Annotated in this window: 18 protein-coding genes; 17 read left to right on the top strand and 1 reads right to left on the bottom strand. The window is 49.8% G+C overall.

Going from position 1 to position 23,684, the window contains the following annotated elements; translation table 11 throughout:
* The first annotated feature begins 26 nt into the window (after positions 1 to 26).
* The 7 genes from GWC94_RS03925 to fusA all read left to right on the top strand — a co-directional run bounded on the left by GWC94_RS03925 (position 27) and on the right by fusA (position 14,851).
* Positions 27 to 7,751: a tail fiber domain-containing protein gene (locus tag GWC94_RS03925; RefSeq protein WP_207708589.1), complete on the top strand. Its 7,725-nt coding sequence runs from the start codon at positions 27 to 29 to the stop codon at positions 7,749 to 7,751.
* Between the two features lie 90 nt (positions 7,752 to 7,841).
* Entirely contained in the window at positions 7,842 to 9,590 is a 1,749-nt protein-coding gene (locus GWC94_RS03920; RefSeq protein WP_161833720.1) for a beta strand repeat-containing protein, read from the top strand.
* Positions 9,591 to 9,622: 32 nt separating this feature from the next.
* Positions 9,623 to 10,351 carry an FKBP-type peptidyl-prolyl cis-trans isomerase gene (locus GWC94_RS03915; RefSeq protein ID WP_161833719.1) on the top strand — a complete coding sequence of 243 codons (729 nt, stop codon included), beginning with the start codon at positions 9,623 to 9,625 and terminating at the stop codon, positions 10,349 to 10,351.
* Positions 10,352 to 10,595: 244 nt separating this feature from the next.
* Entirely contained in the window at positions 10,596 to 11,051 is a 456-nt protein-coding gene (locus tag GWC94_RS03910; RefSeq protein ID WP_161833718.1) for a hypothetical protein, read from the top strand.
* A 111-nt stretch (positions 11,052 to 11,162) separates the two neighbouring features.
* Positions 11,163 to 11,843: an FKBP-type peptidyl-prolyl cis-trans isomerase gene (locus tag GWC94_RS03905; RefSeq protein WP_161833717.1), complete on the top strand. Its 681-nt coding sequence runs from the start codon at positions 11,163 to 11,165 to the stop codon at positions 11,841 to 11,843.
* Between the two features lie 42 nt (positions 11,844 to 11,885).
* Positions 11,886 to 12,566, top strand: a complete 681-nt coding sequence (locus tag GWC94_RS03900) for an FKBP-type peptidyl-prolyl cis-trans isomerase (RefSeq protein ID WP_161833716.1) — start codon at positions 11,886 to 11,888, stop codon at positions 12,564 to 12,566.
* A gap of 134 nt (positions 12,567 to 12,700) precedes the next feature.
* On the top strand, positions 12,701 to 14,851 hold the full coding sequence (fusA, locus tag GWC94_RS03895) for an elongation factor G (protein WP_161833715.1): 2,151 nt from the start codon (positions 12,701 to 12,703) through the stop codon (positions 14,849 to 14,851).
* Positions 14,852 to 15,282: 431 nt separating this feature from the next.
* Here fusA and GWC94_RS03890 read toward each other — a convergent pair whose 3' ends face one another.
* The gene (locus GWC94_RS03890) at positions 15,283 to 17,775 is read right to left on the bottom strand and encodes an O-antigen ligase family protein (RefSeq protein WP_161833714.1); all 2,493 of its coding nucleotides are present in this window, start codon (positions 17,773 to 17,775) and stop codon (positions 15,283 to 15,285) included.
* A gap of 255 nt (positions 17,776 to 18,030) precedes the next feature.
* Here GWC94_RS03890 and rpsJ point away from each other — a divergent pair, with 255 nt between their 5' ends.
* The 10 genes from rpsJ to rpmC all read left to right on the top strand — a co-directional run bounded on the left by rpsJ (position 18,031) and on the right by rpmC (position 23,659).
* Positions 18,031 to 18,336, top strand: a complete 306-nt coding sequence (gene rpsJ / locus GWC94_RS03885) for a 30S ribosomal protein S10 (protein ID WP_068242832.1) — start codon at positions 18,031 to 18,033, stop codon at positions 18,334 to 18,336.
* A 364-nt stretch (positions 18,337 to 18,700) separates the two neighbouring features.
* On the top strand, positions 18,701 to 19,318 hold the full coding sequence (gene rplC / locus GWC94_RS03880; RefSeq protein ID WP_161833713.1) for a 50S ribosomal protein L3: 618 nt from the start codon (positions 18,701 to 18,703) through the stop codon (positions 19,316 to 19,318).
* A 24-nt stretch (positions 19,319 to 19,342) separates the two neighbouring features.
* A complete protein-coding gene (rplD, locus tag GWC94_RS03875; protein WP_161833712.1) occupies positions 19,343 to 19,981 on the top strand; it encodes a 50S ribosomal protein L4 in 639 nt (212 codons plus the stop codon).
* Between the two features lie 27 nt (positions 19,982 to 20,008).
* Positions 20,009 to 20,308, top strand: coding sequence for a 50S ribosomal protein L23 (rplW, locus tag GWC94_RS03870; protein ID WP_161833711.1), 300 nt, complete (start codon positions 20,009 to 20,011; stop codon positions 20,306 to 20,308).
* 47 nt (positions 20,309 to 20,355) lie between these two features.
* On the top strand, positions 20,356 to 21,195 hold the full coding sequence (rplB, locus tag GWC94_RS03865) for a 50S ribosomal protein L2 (RefSeq protein WP_161833710.1): 840 nt from the start codon (positions 20,356 to 20,358) through the stop codon (positions 21,193 to 21,195).
* A gap of 104 nt (positions 21,196 to 21,299) precedes the next feature.
* The gene (rpsS, locus tag GWC94_RS03860) at positions 21,300 to 21,569 is read left to right on the top strand and encodes a 30S ribosomal protein S19 (protein WP_161833709.1); all 270 of its coding nucleotides are present in this window, start codon (positions 21,300 to 21,302) and stop codon (positions 21,567 to 21,569) included.
* Between the two features lie 89 nt (positions 21,570 to 21,658).
* Positions 21,659 to 22,003, top strand: a complete 345-nt coding sequence (rplV, locus tag GWC94_RS03855; protein WP_161833708.1) for a 50S ribosomal protein L22 — start codon at positions 21,659 to 21,661, stop codon at positions 22,001 to 22,003.
* 13 nt (positions 22,004 to 22,016) lie between these two features.
* Positions 22,017 to 22,814: a 30S ribosomal protein S3 gene (rpsC, locus tag GWC94_RS03850; protein WP_161833707.1), complete on the top strand. Its 798-nt coding sequence runs from the start codon at positions 22,017 to 22,019 to the stop codon at positions 22,812 to 22,814.
* A gap of 105 nt (positions 22,815 to 22,919) precedes the next feature.
* On the top strand, positions 22,920 to 23,339 hold the full coding sequence (gene rplP, locus GWC94_RS03845; protein WP_161833706.1) for a 50S ribosomal protein L16: 420 nt from the start codon (positions 22,920 to 22,922) through the stop codon (positions 23,337 to 23,339).
* Positions 23,340 to 23,443: 104 nt separating this feature from the next.
* On the top strand, positions 23,444 to 23,659 hold the full coding sequence (rpmC, locus tag GWC94_RS03840) for a 50S ribosomal protein L29 (protein ID WP_161833705.1): 216 nt from the start codon (positions 23,444 to 23,446) through the stop codon (positions 23,657 to 23,659).
* Positions 23,660 to 23,684: the final 25 nt, after the last annotated feature.

Below are 23,684 nucleotides of genomic sequence, written 5' to 3'. Positions count from 1 at the left end.
AAGCTGGTATCACACAAGTTGGTCAATTGAGCAACCTGTCGGTGACTAGCACAGTATCGGCAGGCACGGTAAGCACGTCAAACCTGACTGGCCTGAACAATCTGTCTGTAACCGGAACTGTTGATGCAGGTACAGTAAGCGCAGCTAACGCTAATCTCACCAATATTGCCGGTGTAAACACGATCACTGCAACTACAGCTAATATCACGAATGCCAATATCACGAACCTTGGTCAGTTGGGTAACTTAAGCGTAAGCGGTATCATCCAGGGCGGAACGTTCAGCGGCAGTTTGTCAAACGGCACACAGGCTGGTATTACACAGGTTGGACAATTAGGTAATCTCTCTGTAACCGGAACGGTTGATGCGGGTACAATAAGTGCAACAAATGCGAACCTCACAAATGTTGCCGGTGTAAATACGATCACCGCTACGACGGCTAATATTACAAACGCGAACATCACAAACCTTGGTCAGCTGGCTAACTTGAGCGTAAGCGGTACCATCCAGGGCGGAACGTTTAGCGGCAGTCTGTCAAACGGTACACAGGCTGGTATCACGCAGGTTGGCCAATTAAGCAATTTATCTGTTACGAATACGGTGTCAGCCGGAACAGTAAGTACGTCGAATCTGACGGGCCTGAACAATCTGTCTGTAACCGGAACGGTTGACGCAGGTACAGTAAGTGCTACTAATGCTAACCTCACCAACATTGCAGGAGTAAATACGATCACTGCAACTACGGCTAATATTACAAACGCGAACATCACGAACCTGGGTCAATTAAACAACTTAAGTGTGAGTGGTACAATCCAGGGCGGAACATTCAGCGGCAGTCTGTCAAATGGTACTCAGGCGGGCATTACGCAGGTTGGCCAATTGAGCAACCTGTCGGTGACTAGCACAGTATCGGCAGGCACGGTAAGTACTTCCAATTTGACGGGATTGAACAATCTATCTGTAACCGGAACGGTTGACGCGGGTACAATAAGTGCAACAAACGCGAACCTTACTAATATTGCAGGAGTAAATACGATCACGGCCACAACGGCTAATATCACGAATGCCAACATCACGAACCTTGGTCAGCTGGCTAACTTGAGCGTAAGCGGTACCATCCAGGGCGGAACGTTCAGCGGCAGTCTGTCAAATGGTACTCAGGCGGGCATTACGCAGGTTGGTCAGCTGAGTAATTTGTCGGTGACAAACACGGTATCAGCCGGAACAGTAAGCACGTCCAATCTGACGGGATTGAACAATCTATCTATAACCGGAACGGTTGATGCGGGAACTGTAAGTGCAACAAATGCGAACCTAACGAACATTGCAGGTGTAAGCGCTATCACTGCAACTACGGCTAATATCACGAATGCCAACATTACAAACCTTGGTCAGTTAGCTAACTTAAGTGTGAGTGGCACGATCCAGGGCGGAACGTTCAGTGGCAGTTTGTCAAACGGTACGCAAGCTGGTATTACGCAGGTTGGCCAATTGAGCAATTTATCTGTTACGAATACGGTGTCAGCCGGAACAGTAAGTACGTCGAATCTGACGGGCCTGAACAATCTGTCTGTAACTGGAACAGTTGATGCGGGTACGGTAAGTGCAACGAATGCGAACCTTACTAATATCGCAGGTGTAAATACGATCACCGCTACAACGGCTAATATTACAAACGCGAACATCACGAACCTTGGTCAGTTAGCTAACTTAAGTGTAAGCGGCACAATCCAGGGTGGAACATTCAGCGGCAGTTTGTCAAACGGTACACAGGCGGGCATCACGCAGGTTGGCCAATTGAGCAATTTATCTGTTTCAAATACGGTATCAGCGGGTACGGTAAGTACTTCCAGCCTGACCGGTCTGAACAATCTGTCTGTAACCGGAACGGTTGACGCAGGAACAGTAAGTGCAACAAATGCGAGCCTCACCAACATCGCTGGTGTAAACACAATCACTGCGACTACGGCTAATATTACTAACGCCAACATCACGAACCTGGGTCAGTTAGCGAACCTGAGCGTAAGCGGTACAATCCAGGGCGGAACATTCAGCGGCAGTTTGTCTAACGGCACACAGGCTGGTATTACACAGGTTGGACAGTTGAATAGTCTGTCGGTGAATGGAACCGTTGCAGCAGGTTCGGTGAGCACTTCTACGCTGACGGCGACTACTGCTAATATCAACAACCTGACTGGATTGAACAATCTTTCTGTAACCGGCACGGTTGATGCGGGTACGGTAAGCGCTACGAATGCTAACCTTACTAACATTGCTGGTGTAAATACGATCACCGCTACTACCGCCAATATTACCAACGCGAACATCACGAACCTTGGTCAGCTGGGTAACTTAAGTGTAAGCGGTACAATTCAGGGTGGAACATTCAGTGGCAGTTTGTCAAACGGTACGCAAGCTGGTATTACGCAGGTTGGTCAATTGAGTAATTTATCAGTGACGAACACCGTATCAGCCGGAACAGTAAGTACGTCGAACCTGACTGGTCTGAATAATCTATCTGTAATCGGAACAATTGATGCAGGTACTGTAAGTGCTACAAACGCGAACATCACAAATGTTGCCGGTGTAAATACGATCACCGCTACGACGGCTAATATTACAAACGCGAACATCACAAACCTTGGTCAGCTGGCTAACTTGAGCGTAAGCGGTACCATCCAGGGCGGAACGTTCAGTGGCAGTTTGTCAAACGGCACACAGGCGGGCATTACGCAGGTTGGTCAGCTGAGTAATTTGTCGGTGACGAACACGGTATCAGCAGGTACGGTAAGTACTTCTAACCTGACTGGCCTAAATAATCTATCTGTAACCGGAAGTGTTGATGCGGGTACTGTAAGTGCCATAAATGCGAACCTCACCAATATTGCAGGAATAAATACGATCACTGCAACTACAGCTAATATCACGAATGCCAACATCACGAATCTGGGCCAACTTGGTAACTTAAGCGTGAGCGGTACGATTCAGGGCGGAACATTCAGTGGTAGTTTATCAAATGGTACGCAAGCCGGCATTACGCAGGTTGGCCAATTGAATAATTTGTCAGTAACCAATACGGTGTCAGCGGGTGCGATAAGTACTTCTAACCTGACCGGTCTGAATAATCTGTCTGTAACCGGAACTGTTGATGCGGGAACTGTAAGTGCAACAAATGCGAACCTCACGAATATCGCAGGTGTAAGCGCTATCACTGCAACTACGGCTAATATCACGAATGCCAACATTACAAACCTTGGTCAGTTAGCTAACTTAAGTGTAAGTGGCACCATCCAGGGCGGAACGTTCAGTGGCGGTCTGTCAAACGGTACACAAGCTGGTATTACACAGGTTGGACAATTAGGTAATCTCTCTGTAACCGGAACGGTTGATGCGGGTACCATAAGCGCAACAAATGCGAACCTCACCAACATTGCAGGAGTAAATACGATCACTGCAACTACGGCTAATATCACCAACGCGAACATCACGAACCTGGGTCAATTAAACAACTTAAGTGTGAGTGGTACAATCCAGGGCGGAACATTCAGTGGCAGTTTGTCAAATGGCACCCAAGCCGGCATTACGCAGGTTGGACAATTGAGTAATTTGTCAGTGACCAATACGGTGTCAGCGGGTGCGATAAGTGCTTCCAACCTGACCGGTCTGAACAATCTGTCGGTGACTGGAACAGTTGATGCAGGAACTGTAAGCGCCACGAATGCGAATCTCACCAATATCGCCGGTGTAAATACGATTACCGCTACTACGGCTAATATTATTAGCGCTAACCTCACCAACATCGCTGGTGTAAACACGATCACAGCCACAACGGCTAATATCACCAACGCGAACATCACGAACCTTGGTCAGCTGGCTAACTTAAGCGTAAGCGGTACAATCCAGGGCGGAACATTCAGTGGTAGTTTGTCAAATGGCACCCAAGCCGGCATTACGCAGGTTGGCCAATTGAGTAATTTATCAGTGATCAATACGGTGTCAGCGGGTACGATAAGTGCTTCGAATCTGACCGGTCTGAACAATCTGTCTATAATCGGAACAATTGATGTAGGTACGGTGAGCGCTACGAACGCGAACATCACAAATGTCGCTGGTGTAAATACGATCACTGCAACTACAGCTAATATCACGAATGCCAACATCACGAACCTTGGTCAGCTGGGTAATTTGAGTGTAAGTGGCACAATCCAGGGCGGAACATTCAGCGGCAGCTTGTCAAACGGCACACAAGCCGGCATCACACAGGTGGGCATTTTGAGTAACCTGACCGTTACCGGCACCACGAATACGGGGATCGTCAGCGCAACAACCGGTAATATCGCTACCGCTAATATCACAAATGCGAACATCACGAACCTTGGTCAGTTAGCTAACTTGAGCGTAAGCGGCACCATCCAGGGCGGAACATTCAGCGGCAGTTTGTCAAACGGCACACAGGCTGGCATTACGCAGGTTGGTCAATTGAGTAATTTATCAGTGACCAATACGGTGTCAGCGGGTACGATTAGCGCTTCAAACCTTACCGGTCTGAACAATCTGTCTGTAATGGGAACAATTGATGCAGGTACCGTAAGTGCAACCAATGCGAACCTTACGAATATTGCTGGTGTAAATACGATCACCGCCACGACGGCTAATATCACGAATGCCAGCATCACAAACCTGGGCCAACTGGGTAACCTGAGTGTAAGCGGCACCATCCAGGGCGGAACATTCAGCGGCAGCTTGTCAAACGGTACACAGGCTGGTATTACACAGGTTGGTACTTTGAGTAACCTGACCGTTACCGGCACCACGAATACGGGTATCGTCAGCGCAACAACCGGTAATATCGCTACCGCTAACATCACAAATGCGAACATCACAAACCTTGGTCAGCTGGCTAACTTAAGCGTAAGCGGTACCATCCAGGGCGGAACGTTCAGCGGTGCATTGAGTGCGGGCACGCAGAACAGTATTACACAGTTGGGCCAGTTGTCCAACCTGTCTGTGAGCGGTACGATACAAAGCGGTACGGTAAGCGCCACCACAGCCAATATTACCACCGCCAGCATCAGCAGTCTCAGCGGCGTGGCTAATATGACGGTAACCGGAAACGTCAGCGCAAACACGATTGCGGGTACATTAACAACGCCGAACCAGTCGAATATCACCAACGTGGGTACCCTGAACGGTCTTACTGTCAGCGGTACAGCCAGCGCCGGCACCTTATCGGCTTCAACCGTAACGGGTACCGCTATCAACGGTACCACCGGATCTTTGGGCAGCCTGAATGTATCCGGAACCATCACCGCCGGAACCTTTAACGGCGTGGTAAGGTATATAGATACTGCACTGATGCTGGGTGGGGACTATTACTACCCCGGACAGGGTGCCCTGACCAATACCGGCTATGCGCGGATGGGCCAGGTAATGAAATATGCGGATACCCTGAACACCTATGCCACTTTCCAGAACAGGCTGCGCCTGGCAGATACTTCGAATATGATGTCGGGATATATCCGGAAAGGGTATGCAGTGCTGATCAAAGACCTGGATACATTCACTATTCTGCATAACAAGGTTAAATATTCGGATACCGCTGCCATGATGTACGGTGATCAGATCAATACCGGTTATGCAAGAGCGGGACATGTGGTCAGGGTTGATCAGCTCACCGATTATTCCGTAACCGCATTGAATATCGGCGGTACCATCACAACAGATAACCTGCAGGTAGGTGTAGGCGCCAATTTTGCCGCGCCTGTAACCGCAACCAGCATAACGGCCTCCGGAGTGGTGGCAGCGGGCACCCTCAGCGGTACGCTGAGCGCTTCCGCATTGGCAAGTATTACCAGTCTGGGTACCCTGAGTTCGCTGAATGTCTCGGGCGTCGTCAGCGCCGGTACCCTCAGCGGTACCAATATCAACGGCACCCTGCAAACGGCGGCACAACCGAATATTACATCGGTGGGTACGCTGGGTTCTCTGAACGTTTCGGGAACAGTTTCTGCGGGTACGTTAAGCGGTACATTGTCCAGCAGCGCGCTGAACAGCATCACGTCATTGGGAACACTGAGTTCATTGAATGTGTCTGGCACCGCCACAGCGGGCACGCTGAGCAGCGCCAACATCAACGGTACCCTGCAAACGGCAGCGCAACCGAATATCACATCGGTGGGTACGCTCGGTTCTCTGAACGTTTCAGGAACTGTTTCTGCAGGTACGTTAAGCGGCACTTTATCAAGCAGTGCCCTGAACAGTATTACCTCTCTCGGAACCTTAAGCTCCCTGAATGTATCCGGTACCGTTTCTGCCGGTACATTAAGCGGCACCTTATCCAGCACCGCGCTGAACAGCATTACATCTCTTGGTACCTTAAGTTCATTGAATGTATCGGGTACGGCCACGGCGGGTACGCTGAGCAGTGCCAACATCAACGGTACTATCCAGACTGCAGCACAGCCGAATATTACCTCGGTGGGTACGCTTGGCTCTCTGAATGTATCGGGTACTGTATCTGCCGGTACTTTAAGCGGTACACTGTCAAGCACTGCGCTGAACAGCATTACATCACTGGGTACCTTAAGTTCATTGAATGTATCGGGTACGGCCACGGCGGGTACGCTGAGCAGCGCCAACATCAACGGTACTATCCAGACTGCAGCACAGCCGAATATTACCTCGGTGGGTACGCTGGGTTCTCTGAATGTATCGGGTACTGTTTCTGCCGGTACCTTAAGCGGTACACTGTCGAGCACTGCGCTGAACAGCATTACATCACTGGGTACCTTAAGTTCATTGAATGTATCGGGTACGGCCACGGCGGGTACGCTGAGCAGCGCCAACATCAACGGTACTATCCAGACTGCGGCACAGCCGAATATTACCTCGGTGGGTACGCTGGGTTCTCTGAACGTTTCGGGCACAGTATCTGCCGGTACTTTAAGCGGTACACTGTCGAGCACTGCGCTAAGCAGTATCACCAGCGTTGGTACATTAACCGAATTAACGGTCAATGGTATCACCAATATCAATAACAACAACAACGCGGTTACCAATATCAACACCGGCACTTCATCCGGCGCCGTGAACATTGGCGGTACCGGCGCCATCACGATCGGCGGCGCTTCTTCCACGGCTGCCATCTCAGTCGGCGCATCTTCCGGTGCACAAACAGTGAATATCGGAACCGGTTCGGGTAGTGCAACTGTGAACATCGCCAACAGCAGCACGGTCAGCAATACGGTGGTGATCGGTAACGGCAATACCAGCGTGGGCATCGGAGGTACACCTGCCGGTACGCATAAACTGGAAGTAATCGGTACGCTGAAAACAAACGCCATCAACGAAACTTCCGACCAGCGCTTTAAGAAAGAAGTGAAGACCGTAGACAACGCGCTCGATAAGGCGCTGGCATTACGGGGTGTGAACTACTACTGGAAGCAGGAAGAGTTCCCCGCGAATAATTTCGACTCCACCAAACAGCTGGGTGTGATCGCGCAGGAAGTGGAAAAAGTGGTTCCCGAAGTGGTTAAGACCGATGCCAAAGGCTTTAAGTCTGTGGAGTACTCCAAACTTACCGCCATCCTGATCGAAGCGCTGAAAGCCCAGCAGAAACTGATCGAAGAACTGAAGCTGGATGTCAGCAAACTGAAAACAGACGCCGGCAAAGTGGACAAACTGGAGGCTGAAATGGCGGAATTCAGGAAGATGATGGAAGAATTGAGGAAAACGCAACCTGTAAAAAAGTAACAAATCAATAGTTTTATCCTGGCATGCCCGCATGCCAGGATATTGTGAAGCTGTTTTGTGCGCAATCATGTATTTCTAAAACACTGTATCATGAAAAGATGTATCACTTCGGATGCAAGGTCGAATGTTTTGCCAGTTTGCAAAGCCCCCGCGTGTTTGCTTCGCCGGAGAAAGCCTGGTTATCTTCCGGGCCTGGCTTCTGTGCTGGTCTTACTGCTGTCGGGCACGGTATCGCACGCGCAGAATATTACGGTTACCGGAACCGTCAGCGCCAATACGCTCAGTGGTACGCTTAGCTCAGGCACCCTGTCGGGAATCACCAGCCTGGGAACGCTGACAGGTCTCACGGTGGCTGGCGGCGCGGTAAGCCTGAACAACAGTTCCAATTTTGCCACCAATATCAACACCGGCACTTCCAACGGCACGGTTACGATCGGCGGCAGCGTGGCGCAAATACTGAATCTTTTAAATGGTATCGGTGGCAACACGCTGAACATCGCCAATGGCGCCAACACTGCGGCGCAGGTGATCAATATCGGTTCAGGGGCAGGCGCGGCCAATAATTCAATCAATATCGGTAACGGAACCAATACCGCGGGTATTACCGCTGTGAGCATCGGCAGCAATGCCAATTTTGCCAACACAACGGTGATCCAGGGTGGCAACAGTGCAGGCGCCATTACGCTTACACCGCAAACAACAGGAACCATTGTGATCGGCGCGTCGGCCGGAACAGGCGCCATTACACTGGGTGAGTCTTCGGCAACCCAAACGGTAAACATTGCTTCGGGTACCGGTCTGGCCACAGTGAATATCGGTACCGGGGTTACCAGCGCAAAAACCGTTAACATCGGCACAGGTGCCATTGGTAACGATATCAATATCGGTAACGTAACAGGAACCACCGTCGTGAATATCCAGAGCGGCACGGGTGCATCCACTTTTGAAACCACCGGTGCGGGTACGCTCACGCTGGGAGGTGCCGCTGCCACAGGAGCCATCACCCTCGGGTCTTCCTCCGCGGCCCAGACAGTCGCCATCGGTGCAGGGGCCGGCGCATCTACCGTAAATATTGCCAATGGCGTTGGTGGCAATACCATCGCCATCGGCAACGGTGCCAACTCGGTGGCTCAAACCATCAACATCGCCAACGGCACTTCTGCGGCGAATACAACGGTCAATATTTTATCGGGTGTTGGCACGGCCGGCGCGGCCGTATTGAGCATGGCCGGCAACACCAGGGTCACCACCATCGACATCGGAAATATTGCACCGGCAGCGGCCAGAACAATCACCATCGGCGGCGGCGCTTCGGGCCAGACAGATATCGTGAATATCGGAACGGGCGCCCCTACGGTAACCGGCGGTAAAACGATCAATATCGGAACCACGGCAGCTACGGGTTCGGGAACGGTTGAGATCACCATCGGCTCGGCGGGAACCAATGCCGGCGCGGGCGTCAGGCTCGGCAACGGCCGTTTTACCATCAACAAAGCCACCGCGCCAACAACGGGTCTTAACGCCGCTACCACGGCTACCGTAGCACAGATACTGGATGCAGGCATCATCGGTTTTGCCGCCTCAGCGGCCCGGATCCTCACCATGCCCACCGCCCAGGGCGCAGCCGGCCTGGTGCAAAGCCTGCCGGGAACACCGGCAGTGGGAGATGTGTTCAGTTTCTTTGTTTTTAATACAGGTACGGCCGCGGTTACCCTTGCTGCCGGAACCGGGGTTACGATAACCGGTCCAACCGCCATTGCGGCCACTTCGGGTAATCGTACCTTTTATTGCCGCGTAACAAGCATTACGGCAAACACCGAAACAGTTACCTGTTATTGATGAATGCCAGCTGCCGGATATACCTTTGGTGCATGACACAGCAACGGATCCTTTTATCCGGAATTTGCCTGCTGCTGCTGCTGACGGCCACGGCACAAAAAAAACCTGTCCGGCAAACCATCGGCAGCAAGCCCGGGCAGCAACTTACCAGCCAGGCCGATTCCATGCAGTATATAACGGGCGCTTACCTGGCGCACTGGTTACTGAACAACGGGTTCTCGCTCACAAATCCCGCTCTTTTCTCCAAAGGTATGAACGATGTGTTGCAGGGGAAACCGCGCATGGTACCGGATTCGATCCTCGAAATTTCCATCATTGCCTACCAAAATTCCGTTCAGAAAGAGACGGCCCTGGTCCAGGAAAAAAAGTATTTCGCTTCGCTGAACAGTCAGCCTGGTAACGGTATGCTGCCAAACGGGGTCCGGTTTCACGTGATTAATTCCGGCAGCGGACCCATTCCGGGAAACGGCGACAGTGTTATCCTGCACCTGCAGGCGAAACTGCTGAACGGAACCGTTGTGGAAGATACCTACCGGAATAACCGGCCGTTCAGGGCCACGGTCCAGAGTTTTTTTCCCGGGCTGAACGACGCTTTGCGGATGATGCCCGCGGGGTCAAAATGGCGTCTCTTTGTTCCCTCGGCGCTGGCCTATGGCGAAAAAGGAACAGCCGGCATACCCGCTAACAGCGCATTGATCCTGGAAGTGGAAATGGTACAGGTGCTGCCCCCAAAAAAATCCCCGGGAAATACCCCCAATTAAACCTGCACCATCCGTAAACACTGGAGAATTCCCCGATCTTGCCGCTATCGGCTGCAGGGATATTTGGCAACCTGTCATGCTGTAACATATTGATTTATAGTATACTATAATTTTCTCCTATACCCCTGATCAGGAATAGCCGGTATTTCTTAAAGAAAACTTAACAATAATTTGTATTTGTAGTGTCGCGGTGTATATTTGTAGTAGAAAATCTACATTAACACCGCATTCTACGACTGCATTTATGAGAAAACTACTGGTCTTGTTATTACTGATCTTTATTGGTTCAAGTAACAGCGTTACCGCACAATGCCCTGATCCTCAAGTTCCTTCATTTATCGCGCACGCGGAAGTCGCCCTGAAAGGGGTAAATGTCAACGCCAATGTTCAGGCAGGTATCTGGACCCGGTTTGGCGGTCTTGCAGCAGGCTTTGTAAGTCATTCTGTACCCTACAAAGAGGACGCTAAAAACAGTTATGCCGCCCTTGCACCGGGTTACAAACAGGTGATCACACCCGTGGGCACCCTGAGCGGGCGTATTGTGCTGGCCTATAAATACCTGATCTCACCCTATATTACTGCCGGCAACGATTACACCGAAAAAGGTGTTAAACTGGGCGTGCTCACCGAAAACGATATGGCCATAGGAATCAAGGCCTCAGACCAGGGTTTCGGTATATGCCTGGCCAAGATATTTTAATCAGCATACTTGGCATACCGGCTGCAGCCCCGCCTAAAAAGGGATATTTCTCCTTCCGATAAAAATGGCTGGATACCTGTATTTTAGCAGGTCTGTAAATGACAGCGGTATATGCATAAAGCACTTTTTCTTCTGCTCCTGCTTTCTTCGCCGGGCGCCTATGCCCAGAAAGCCGCTCCCGCATCGGGCCAGGGTGTCCTGAAATCCAAAGAAGACTCTGCCCAGTATGCCGCCGGTGTTTACATCGCCCAGTGGATTCTCGCCAACGGCTTCCAGTATTTTAACCCCAATACGTTTATGTTGGGGATTGAAGACAGGCTGCGTAAAAAAACAAGCATTTCGGACAGTACGGCTTTTGCGATTATTGCGAACTATAAGGAAGGTGTGGCGAGGGATCTCTCTAAAAAAATGGAGACCAACCTGTTCACCATGCTGAGGGATAAACAGGGACTGGGTAAACTCCCCAGCGGTGTGCAATACCTGGTGCGTACAAAAGGCGCCGGACCCCGGCCTTCGGAAGAGGATTCCATCCTGATCAATTTCCGCGGTGCGTTGGCCGATGGAACGGTGTTTGAAGATACCTATGCAAAAAAAATATCCGTGGCCACCACGCCAAAAGCGCTGATGCCGGGCATGAACGAAGCCGTACAGATGATGCCGGCAGGCTCTGTCTGGGAACTGTATATACCCTCGGAAATGGCTTATGGCGAGAAAGGCAACGGCAGGAATATCCCCCCGAACAATGCAGTCATCATACTGGTTGAACTGGTTACGGTTAAACGGAACCGGTAAGGCATTTTCTATATTGCTATTTTTGAATCCAATCAAACGGGTATGAAAAAATCGTTGATGGTTATTGTGATGATCTGTGTGTCGTATGCGGCAACGGCACAGAAAACAGCTGTTCCCAAAGACCGCGTGGCATCGGTGGAAGATACGATCCAGTACAGTCTGGGTGTTTACATGATGCAGCAGCTGTTTGCAAAAACCGGGTTCACGCTCAGCAATACAACCCAGTTCAAAAAAGCGATCGACGATGTGGTGGCAGGAAGGAAACTGATGGTGGATGCAGCCGGTGTGGAAGAAAGACTGCTGGCCTACCAGCAGACATTTCAACTGGAAAAAGGCCGGAGGCTGGAGCAACTGCTGTTTGCTAAGATCAAATCAGACCCCAAATTTGTGTCGCTCCCTTCGGGTGTGATGTACTCGTTGCTCAAGACCGCACAGGGGGCTGTTCCCGCCCCGCAGGATACCGTGATCATCAATCTCAACGGCCGGCTGCCCGACGGTACGGTGCTGGATGAGGTAAACAGAAGCAAACAGTCTTACATGGCGCTTGCAGCAGACATGATACCCGGTCTGCGCGATGTTATCCTCGGGATGAACGAAGGCTCCATAGTAACGGCCATTATCCCCGCTTCACAGGCTTACGGTGCGATTGGCACTTCCGCCATCCCACCCAATTCCGCGCTGATCTATGATATCGCGCTGGTCAGCGTAAGAAAACGCAAGTAGCTGATTATCAGTTTATTTAAAATTCAAAACCCAAAACGTAAAAAGGGGAAAAATTCACCTTCTTTTGACTGTTGACTTTTGAATTTTGACTTCATAATCCCTACCTTTGCCGCTCGAAAAAATAAATACAATTTATGGCGGATTTGAAACTACAACGAAATTTCGGGATTGCCGCGCACATCGATGCCGGTAAAACCACAACTACCGAGCGTATCCTGCGCTATACCGGTATGATCCACAAGATCGGTGAGGTGCATGATGGTGCGGCTACCACCGACTGGATGGAACAGGAAAAGGAGAGGGGTATTACCATTACCTCTGCCGCCGTAAGCTGCCAGTGGAACTTCCCTACTGTAAAAGGTAAGGCAGATGCCAATACAAAAGCATACTATTTCAATATCATCGATACGCCCGGTCACGTGGATTTTACCGTAGAAGTGGAACGTTCTATGCGTGTACTGGATGGACTGATCGCGCTGTTCTCTGCGGTTGACGGTGTTGAGCCGCAATCCGAAACAGTTTGGCGCCAGGCAAACCGTTACAAAGTTCCCCGTATCGGTTTCGTGAACAAAATGGACCGCTCCGGTGCCGACTTCCTGATGGTGGTAAACCAGGTAAAGGAAATGCTGGGTGCCAAAGCCGTTCCGTTGCAGCTGCCCATTGGCGCTGAAGACAACTTCAAAGGTGTGGTTGACCTGATCAAGATGAAAGGTATCATCTGGCATATGGAAACAGAAGGAATGACTTTCGATGAGATCGATGTTCCTGCTGATATGGTGGACGAAGCAAATGAATGGCGCCAGAACCTGGTGGAAGCGGTTGCAGAATACGATGACAACCTGATGGAGAAATTCTTTGAAGATCCCAACAGCATCACCGAAGAAGAAATGCACGAGGCGATCCGCAAAGCGACCATCGACCTGAGCATCGTTCCGATGATGTGCGGTTCTTCCTTCAAGAACAAAGGCGTACAAACCGCGCTCGACGCTGTTTGCCGTTACCTGCCCAGCCCGGTGGATGTGGAAGATACCGTAGGCACCAACCCCGATACCGGCGAACAGGAAGTGCGTAAGCCAAATGCAAAAGAACCTTTTGCTGCGCTGGCATTCAAGATCATGACGGATCCTTTCGTGGGTCGTCTCGCGTTCTTCCGCTGCTATAGCGGCCACCTCGATGCAGGTTCTTATGTACTGAACGTAAGAAGCGGCAAGAAAGAGCGTATCAGCCGTATCATGAAGATGTTCGCGAACAAACAGAACCCTATCGAATTCATCGAAGCGGGCGATATCGCGGCAGCGGTTGGTTTCAAAGAGATCAAAACCGGTGATACCCTCTGTGACGAAGACCATCCGATCACACTCGAGAACATGTTCATCCCTGAGCCTGTGATCGCGATCGCTGTTGAGCCTAAAACACAGGCCGACGTTGATAAAATGGGTATGGCCATCGCCAAACTTGTGGAAGAAGATCCTACCCTTCGTGTAAACACGGATGAAGATACCGGTCAGACCATCCTGCGTGGCATGGGTGAGCTGCACCTCGAAATCATCATCGACCGTATGAGGCGCGAATTCAAAGTGGAAGTAAACCAGGGTGCCCCCCAGGTTGCCTATAAAGAAGCATTTGGTAACACTATCGAGCACCGCGAGGTGCTGAAAAAGCAAACCGGTGGTCGTGGTAAATTCGCCGATATCCAGTTTGCTATCGGGCCGGCTGATGAAGAGTGGATGAAAGAAAACGAAGGCAAAAGCTTCCAGTTTGTGAACGATCTGTTTGGCGGATCCATCCCCAAAGAATTCGTTCCTGCCATCAACAAAGGTTTTGAAACAGCGATGTCAACCGGCGTACTGGCTGGCTACCCTGTGAACAATATGAAGATCCGCGTATTCGACGGTAGCTACCACGATGTGGATTCTGATGCGATGAGCTTTGAACTTTGCGCCAAATCCGGTTTCCGTGAAGCGGGCCGCAAGGCAAAACCCACTTTGCTTGAACCGATCATGCGTGTGGAGGTGCTGACACCCGATCAGTACATGGGTGACGTAACAGGTGACCTGAACCGCCGCCGTGGTATGCTGGAAGGTATGGACAGCCGTGCCAACCTGCAGGTGATCAAAGCCAAAGTGCCATTGAGCGAGATGTTCGGTTATGTAACGCAGCTGCGTTCACTGTCTTCGGGCCGTGCCACTTCAACCATGGAGTTCAGCCACTATTCACCGGCGCCTAACAACATCGCTGAAGAAGTGATCGCTAAGAGCAAGGGTAAAGTGAAGGTGGAAGACTAGGGAACAGAAGAACAATAGAACAAGGAATAACGAATGTCGAAGTGTTTGCTTCGACATTCTTTTTTGACGGAGGAGTGTGATTCTTCAGCTGCTTTTTTAGTGCCGAAGTATGATTTTTTCCCTCTGCGGAAGGCTGCTCCTCAGCGTTTCTAAAAAGTGACCGTTAAGAGCAGGGGTAAACTGAAGGTGGAAGACTAGGGAACAGAGGAACAATAGAACAAGGAATATGGAATGTCGCAGTGTTTGCTTCGGCATTCTTTTTTGACGGAGGAGTGTGATTCTTCAGCTGCTTTTTTAGTGCCGAAGTATGATTTTTTCTCTCTGCGGAACGCTGCCCCTCAGCGTCTCTGCGGTAAACGCCTGAGTTTGCTCTACACCTGTTGAGATATGCCAGAATCCGCTAATCCGGAATATGCTGGTAAGACCGGAGGTTATTTGCAGTTATTCTGCAAAATGGTGGCCGCTTCTGCATAGCCTTTTGTGCTTGCTTTCCGTATCAGGTCGCAACCCCCGTTTTTGTTACCGAGGTTATACAGGGCCACGCCTTTAAAATACTCACTTTTGCCATCGGTGGCGGTACCCAGCGACAGTGATTTATCGAAATAACGGATGGCTTTGTCATACTCCTGCATATTGAAAAAAGCGATCCCGGTATTTTCGTAGATCACGTAATTGCCCGTAATAATATTGCCTGCCTGGATAAAGTTGTTCGCCGCTTCCTGGTAGTCTTTTTTATTACCGGGGGCCGGGCTGGCTTTGCCTTTTGTAAAGGCGGCAATACCCGCGTTATAAAAAGCGTTGGCCCTGGTGATTTGTTCGGCAACATTGTTGCCGGCAACGCCGGTAGCCATTGTTTGCTGTATTTCATTCTTTCTCTGCAGCAACATAGCTGCTTCGGGGTCGTTCTGTTTTTCAAAATGCCGGTACACACTGTCTGCAAACCACAGCAGTTTTTGCGTACCCACGCCTTTTGCCTGCAGCATGCCCCTGAGATAATAATCGTTTCCAAAAACAGACGGGCGGTACAGGTTATACTCGTCAAAAGCTTTTTGGATACCGGCCGTGTCTTTCAGTTTGGCCAGGATGGCTACCAGGGTCTGGTAATAGGTTTTGGCCCTTGGTCTTGTGCTAAACGCCTTTTCTGCATTTCTCCTGGCGCTGTCGAGTTTGTTCTGCTTGAAATAAACACCTGCTTTTATGAATTCGCTGTACGCAACATAGGGGTTGGCAATACTGCCCTTGTTCAGCAGTGCGATGGATTCCTCGAATTTACCCGCTTCCGATAAATACCGGCCCTTGATGGCGTCCATCGGCTGCGCAGTGGCGGAGAGATTGGGTATTGCCGGAATTTTCGGGAACAGTTCCTGGTATTTCAGCTGCAAAGGTTCATTGTTCATATCGGGCATGATCACCCGCTGGATGATAAGCGACTGGTAAGTGAGATAGGTTACATAGGCGGATGGCAACAGTAACAGCAGCGAGATCAGTCCGTATACCGGCGTAAGGACGGAATTGGGTGTATGGCCTGCCTGCTCCGTTTCAGGAATGGATTGCCTGCCGTATAGGTAGGCGATGATATTGACGGCGGCGATCAACACAAAAAATACCTGGTTGATGGGTCTTTCGCCGGGAAAATTGAAGAAGGCATCCACCGAATACCCAACCAGCGCCAGCAGCGAGAAAACGGCCAGCAGTTTGGCATCGTTGGCGGCGCGGGAAAAATAGGTTTTGATGGTAAACACGGCCAGACATACAAAAAGCGATAGGAACAGCAGGCCCCCCAACACACCCATTTCCGCAAATGCCTCCAGGAAATCGTTGTGCGAATGCTGGGGAACAAACAAATCATCTGTCATCGTTCGGATATAGGGGATGGAAGCTATTTTCCAGTTACCGTATCCGCAGCCCATCAGGGGATGATGTTTGGTGTAATCGATGGCGTGCGACCATAACTGCAGACGAACCAGATTGCCGCTTTCCGAAGTATTGATGGTTCCAAGCCGGTCTGTCAGGGAGCCATAGCCTCCTGTATATTGACTCTGCGCGCTTATCGCCGCCGCCAGCACCATTTGTGAAACGATGATGCCGATCACGATCGAAACAATACTGAATCCGATCCGGGTTATCAGCAAACCCCAGTTTCTTTCCTTCTTGTTTTCAACAAAACAAAATATCAGGTAAAGTAACGTAATTAAAAACAGGCTCAGATAGGCGGCGCGAGCATTGGCCAGTAGGATCGTCATTGCGCCAATGGTCAGTATGATTGCATTGCCGACGCGTTTAATCACTTTTGTATCGTGCATGCAGTATAATACGAACGGGATTTTCACGATCAATCCCGCGGAAAAAATGTTCTTATTTCCGGTGGTGCCCTTGATATTAAGAACGGCATTAGTCATATCCATCTGCGTATAATCCTTCAGGAACTGGATGGTTGCCATCAGGGATTCTGCCAGCAGCACGAACGCAATCAGCTGGGCCAGCCATTTGATCAGGTTGATGCGGCTGTACAGCAGTATGGCCATATTAAAGAAAGCCACTATTGTGGCGATCAGCCTGACAAAGCAGACCCAGAATTCCGTCCGGTTAATGGCCGCAAATACAGATACCCCGGCCAGCAGGAAGAAAGCCAGGTACAACCTGGAGAAAATATTCCCGAACACGGCCTGTGCGGCGGGGTGATACCCCTTTGACGCCGCCAGCAGGTAAGCGATCACAACCATATCGAGCAACACGAGAAACAGCCACTGCGGTCCCATGGCATCGTAAGCATCCAGGTTGGGTATGAAATGCACCAGCAGGTAGCCGATACAGAACACAACCTGCGCCAGGTTTTGCTGGTAAAAGCCTTTGTGTGCTGCGGTGGCCGCCGTTGCAGGCGTATTTTTTACCTGGGAAGCCGCCGTTTTTTGTTTTTTCGCCATGAATTACAGGGATATGCCGTAAAATTATCAATTGATATAATATAAGTAGGTATTTACCCCGATTTTAAGTAGGATTCAATACCTTTAGCGCCAATGATCTATCCGCAAAACCCGCAAGCAGGATGAAACAGGCGGCTGCCGTGCATAATTTTTTCCGGAATCGCCCGAAATTCACAAAAAACCTACCTAAATACTTGTCCGGTAAAGAATAGCCCATTACCTTTGCAACCCCAATACGAAAATTGGATTTTGGCTATGTCTCAGAGAATCCGCATCAAATTACAATCTTACGATCACAACCTGGTGGACAAATCTGCCGAAAAGATCGTAAAAACTGTACGCAGTACCGGTGCAGTAGTAACAGGACCTATTCCTTTGCCTACACACAAAAGAATATTCACTGTACTGCGTTCACCGCACGTTAACAAAAAGAGCCGTGAGCAGTTCCAGCTTTGCACGCATAAGCGTTTGCTGGATATCTACACTTCCTCTTCGCGTACCGTTGATGCGCTGAGCAAACTCGATCTGCCTTCCGGCGTGGAGGTTGAGATCAAGGCTTGATTTGACTGATGGCCCTAGCCATTGAAAAAATCAGCAGTAGTTCTTATATAATGACCATCTGTCAACCCGCGAAGCGGAAAAAGCAGCTCTGGTTTTTGATAAACGATCAGCGATAAGGATCCGGTAACCGGACTCCGAAATCCAGGATCATAACATATAAACAGGCCCTTCGAGGTTTGTTTACTTCCGGTACTTCTCAGATCACCGAGCCTCTGGCAAGGTGATCCAGCTTAGAAAAAGCGTCCATCTCCGCTAACGCTTAGGTGGATAGAAAGAGAAAAGGTCGGCAAGCAAACAGGGATTGAATTCCGGTTCATCGCCGGAATGTCCTCCATAACCTTAGCGGGGCAAAAACCGCAAAAAGATGAAAGGTATTATTGGAAAAAAAATTGGGATGACCAGCATCTTCGCAGCCGATGGTAAGCAGACAGCCTGCACCATCATCGAAGCTGGCCCCTGCACCGTTACACAGGTGAAAACACAGGAGACTGACGGTTATACCGCACTCCAGCTTGCATTCGGCGACAAAAAAGACAAGCATGCTACAAAAGCCGAACTGAATCACTTCTCAAAGGCACAGACCGCTGCCAAGAAATTCGTTAAAGAATTCCGCAATTACTCCATAGAAAAAGCACTGGGAGAAACCGTTACTGCCGACATTTTCGCAGAAGGCGAAACTGTTGAAGTAGTGGGTACCACCAAAGGTAAGGGCTTCCAGGGTGTGGTAAAACGCCATGGCTTCTCCGGTGTTGGTGAGGGTTCTCACGGTCAGCACGACCGTCAGAGAGCACCCGGTTCCATCGGTGGTTCTTCTTACCCTTCACGCGTATTCAAAGGCATGCGTATGGCAGGCCGTATGGGTGGCGACAGGGTGAAAATGAAAGGACTGAAGGTTGTTAAGATATTCCCCGAGAAAAATTACATCCTTGTCAGCGGATCGGTTCCTGGCCATAACGGTTCCATCGTTTTGATCCAGAAGTAAATCACACACTTTAACTGAATGAACATGAAATTAGACGTATTAGATATAAAAGGACAGAAAACCGGCAGGTCGGTTGAGTTGCCCGAAGAAGTATTCGGCGTTGAACCCAACGATCATGTGATTTACCTGGCCGTGAAACAATACCTCGCTGCTGCCCGTCAGGGTACGCATAAGGTAAAGACCCGTGCCGAAGTGCAGGGTGCGAGCCGTAAACTGCACAAACAGAAAGGCACCGGCGGTTCCCGTAAAGGCAATATCCGTAACCCCCTGTATAAAGGCGGTGGTACCATCTTCGGACCCAAACCTCATGCTTACGGTTTCAAACTGAACCGCAAGGTGAAGGATCTCGCCAAGATCTCTGCACTCAGCCATAAAGCAAAAGACAGCGCTATCTACGTGGTGGAAGACATTAACCTGGACGCGCCCAAAACCAAGCAGGTAGCCGAGATCATGAGCAACCTGAAAGTGGCCGACAAAAAAGCCCTGATCGTTCTGCCCGAGTACAACGATAACCTGTACCTGAGCACACGTAACATACCTAACGTTACCAGTTCATTGCTGGCTGATGTTAATACGTACGAGATCATGAACGCCGATGTGCTGTTGATCACAGAAAACACTGCCAAGATCTTCGCAGAAGAAGAAGCGGGCGCAGAAGCATAATTTAAGTAACGTTTCAAAAAGATAGACATGAAACTGTCACAAGTATTGATAAAACCCATTTTGACCGAAAAGGCAAATGCCCAGCAGGAGAAACTCAGAAAGTACGCTTTCCGCGTTGACCGCAAGGCAAATAAGCTCGAGATCAAAAAAGCAATCGAAGAATTCTACGGCGTAAGCGTGGTAGAAGTGAACACTTCCGTTGTTCCGGGTAAAAACAAGGCCCGTTATACAAAAACAGGCTTTATACAGGGTATGAAAGGTGCTTATAAGAAAGCATTGGTAACCGTAGCGGAGGGAGAGAGCATCGACCTGTATTCAAACATCTGATTTATAGCACGCGGAGCTGAAAAGTCCGCAAAAACGAAGAATAGAAAATGGCACTGAAAAAGTACAAACCGATCACCGCAGGAACCCGCTGGAAGATTGGTAATGCGTATGCAGAGATCACTACCAACAAGCCCGAAAAGAGCCTGCTGGAAGCGCAGAAAAGCACTGCCGGCCGTAACTCACAGGGTCGCCGCGTATCACGTTATATGGGCGGTGGCAACAAGCACCACTACCGTATCATCGACTTCAAAAGAAGTGTGCGTGATGTTCCCGGTACGGTATTGTCTATCGAGTACGATCCCAACCGTACTGCATTTATCGCCCTGCTGCAATATCCCGATGGGAAGAAGAGCTATATCATCGCTCCCCAGGGTCTGCAGGTAGGTGCTGCAGTTATCGCAGGCGACGAAGTGGCTCCTGAGATCGGTAATGCGCTTCTGATGAAGAACATGCCGCTCGGTACCATGATCCATAATATCGAATTGCAGCCCGGCCAGGGCGCAAAACTGGTGAGAAGTGCAGGTTCTTCTGCGCAGCTTGCCAACAAGGAAGAAAAATACGCCGTACTCAAAATGCCTTCCGGCGAATTGAGGAAAGTGCTGATCAACTGTTACGCAACAGTGGGTGTGGTTTCCAACAGCGACCATAACCTCGAAACTGCCGGTAAAGCGGGTAAGAACCGCTGGAAAGGTGTTCGCCCGCGTGTTCGCGGTGTTGCCATGAACCCTGTTGATCACCCGATGGGTGGTGGTGAAGGTAAAGCTTCAGGCGGTCACCCGCGCAGCAGAACCGGTAAATACGCCAAAGGCGAAAAAACACGTACCAAAGGAAAAGGCAGCGATAAGCTGATCATCCAGCGTCGTGACGGAAAGAAACTGGCGAAGTAATTTGAAAATGTGGCCATTTGAAAATTTGAGAATGTTTTTCAAATGCCACTTTAAACAGGATGATACATTTTCAAATTTTCAAATTTTCAAATTAACCAATTGATATGGCTCGTTCAATTAAAAAAGGCCCTTACGTAGACTCCAGTCTGGAAAGCAAAGTGTTGGGTATGACTGACGGCAAGCTGAAGAAAGGTGTTATCAAAACCTGGAGCCGCCGCAGTACCATTACACCGGATTTTGTCGGGCACACGTTCGCTGTACACAACGGCAACAAGTTTATCCCGGTTTACGTAACAGAATTCATGGTAGGCCACAAACTCGGTGAGTTTGCACCAACCAGGAACTTCAAAGGACATGCAGGAGCGAAAAAATAATTGATAAGTCTGTAGTCAGTGGTCTGTCGTCTGTGGGTAAAACCACGAACAATTGCAGACCAGAGACCAGAGACCACAAACTAAAATAAATGGAAGCAGTAGCAAAACTGAACAACTATCCCACAGGCCCGCGCAAGATGCGTTTGCTGGCTGATGTGATCCGTGGAATGGAGGTAGAGAAGGCCCTGGCCATTCTTGAACACCACCCGCAGCACAATGCCGTTCCACTGGCAAAACTGCTGAAGAGCGCCATCAATAACTGGGAACAGAAAAACAGCGGTTCCAGTGCGGCAGACAGCAGCCTGGTGGTAAAGACCGTGTTTGTGGATGGCGGCCGCGTTCTGAAACGTATGCGCCCGGCACCACAGGGCCGCGGATACAGGGTTCGTAAACGCAGCAACCACGTAACAATAATCGTAGATTCTAAAAACTAATTGAAACCATTATATGGGTCAGAAAGCAAATCCAATTGGTAACAGGTTAGGTATCATCCGCGGATGGGACAGTAACTGGTATGGTAACAAGAAAGACTACGCGTCTAAACTGATCGAAGACCATAAGATCCGTACTTACCTGAATGCACGTATCAGCAAAGGCGGTATCGCCAAGATCGTTATCGAGCGCACGCTTGGTAAACTGATCGTTACCATCCATACATCCAAACCCGGTATCATTATCGGTAAGGGCGGTGGCGAGGTTGATCGTATCAAAGAAGAGCTGAAAAAGCTGACTGGTAAAGAAGATGTTCAGATCAACATCCTCGAGATCCGTCGCCCCGAGCTGGATGCCACCATCGTTGGTGACACCATCGCACGTCAGATCGAGAACCGTATCAACTTCAAACGTGCTACCAAAATGGCGATTGCTTCTACACTCCGTATGGGTGCGGAAGGTATCAAAGTGAAACTGAGCGGACGTTTGGGTGGTGCCGAGATCGCACGTAGCGAAGAATTCAAACAAGGACGTACGCCTCTGCATACTTTCCGTATGGATATCGATTACGCAAACGTGTTTGCACAAACCGTTTACGGTAAGATCGGTATCAAGGTATGGATCTGTAAAGGAGAAGTGCTTGGCAAACGCGAACTGAACCCCAACTTCGTTGGCGGTAAGAACGATATGAGCGACAGAAGAGAGCGCGGCGGTGATGACCGTGGCGACAGAAGGGATCGTGGCGACAGGAGAGATGATCGTCGTGGCGGCGGCCGTGGCGGTGATAACCGTGGAGGAGGAAGGAGGGGATAATTTGAAAATAACGCAATTTGAAAATTTGAAAATGATTTTCAAAGTTGCTGGGGCGAAAGAACCATTTTCAAATTTTCAAATTTTCAAATTTTCAAATTGACTTAAATGTTACAGCCTAAAAGAAGCAAACATAGGAAACAGCAAAAAGGACGTATCCGCGAGGTGGCCAAGCGTGGTACTTCGATCTCTTTCGGATCTTATGCACTGAAAGCGCTCGAACCCATCTGGTTGACCAACCGCCAGATCGAATCGGCACGTCAGGCAATGACGCGTGCAATGAAGCGGGAAGGTAATGTATGGATCCGCGTTTTCCCTGACAAAATCATCACCCGCAAACCGGCAGAGGTGAGGATGGGTAAGGGTAAAGGTAACCCTGAATTCTGGGCGGCTGTTGTGGAACCAGGACGTATCATCTTCGAATGCGATGGTGTTACAGAAGCGGTGGCCAAAGAAGCAATGCACCTGGCTGCACAAAAATTACCGATCGCAACCAAATTCATCATCAGGAGGGATTTGCAGGCATAAGGAATTTGAAAATGAGGCAATTTGAAGATTTGAAAATGATTTTCAGTTGCCGGGAGTAAACACACTTTCAAATTTTCAAATGTTCAAATTTTCAAATTGAAATCATGGCAAACAAAAAATCATACGAATTCAATAAATCAATCGCAGGACTGAATGCAGTTGACCTGAAAAGCAGGATCGCAGAAGACCAGCTCCGTTTGAAGAAATTGGAATTCGCACACGCGATCTCTCCGCTCGAAAATCCTATGAGCATCCGTGAACTCCGCAGGGATGTGGCAAGGCTGAAAACCGAGCTGAAGAAAAAAGAACTGGGCGCGTAATAATAGCCGGCACTAAGCGGCACAG

Source organism: Sediminibacterium soli (assembly GCF_009939225.1).
Lineage (GTDB): Bacteria > Bacteroidota > Bacteroidia > Chitinophagales > Chitinophagaceae > Sediminibacterium > Sediminibacterium soli.
The sequence above is the reverse complement of the archived record's forward strand: the minus strand, read 5'-3'. Positions and strand labels throughout refer to the sequence as shown.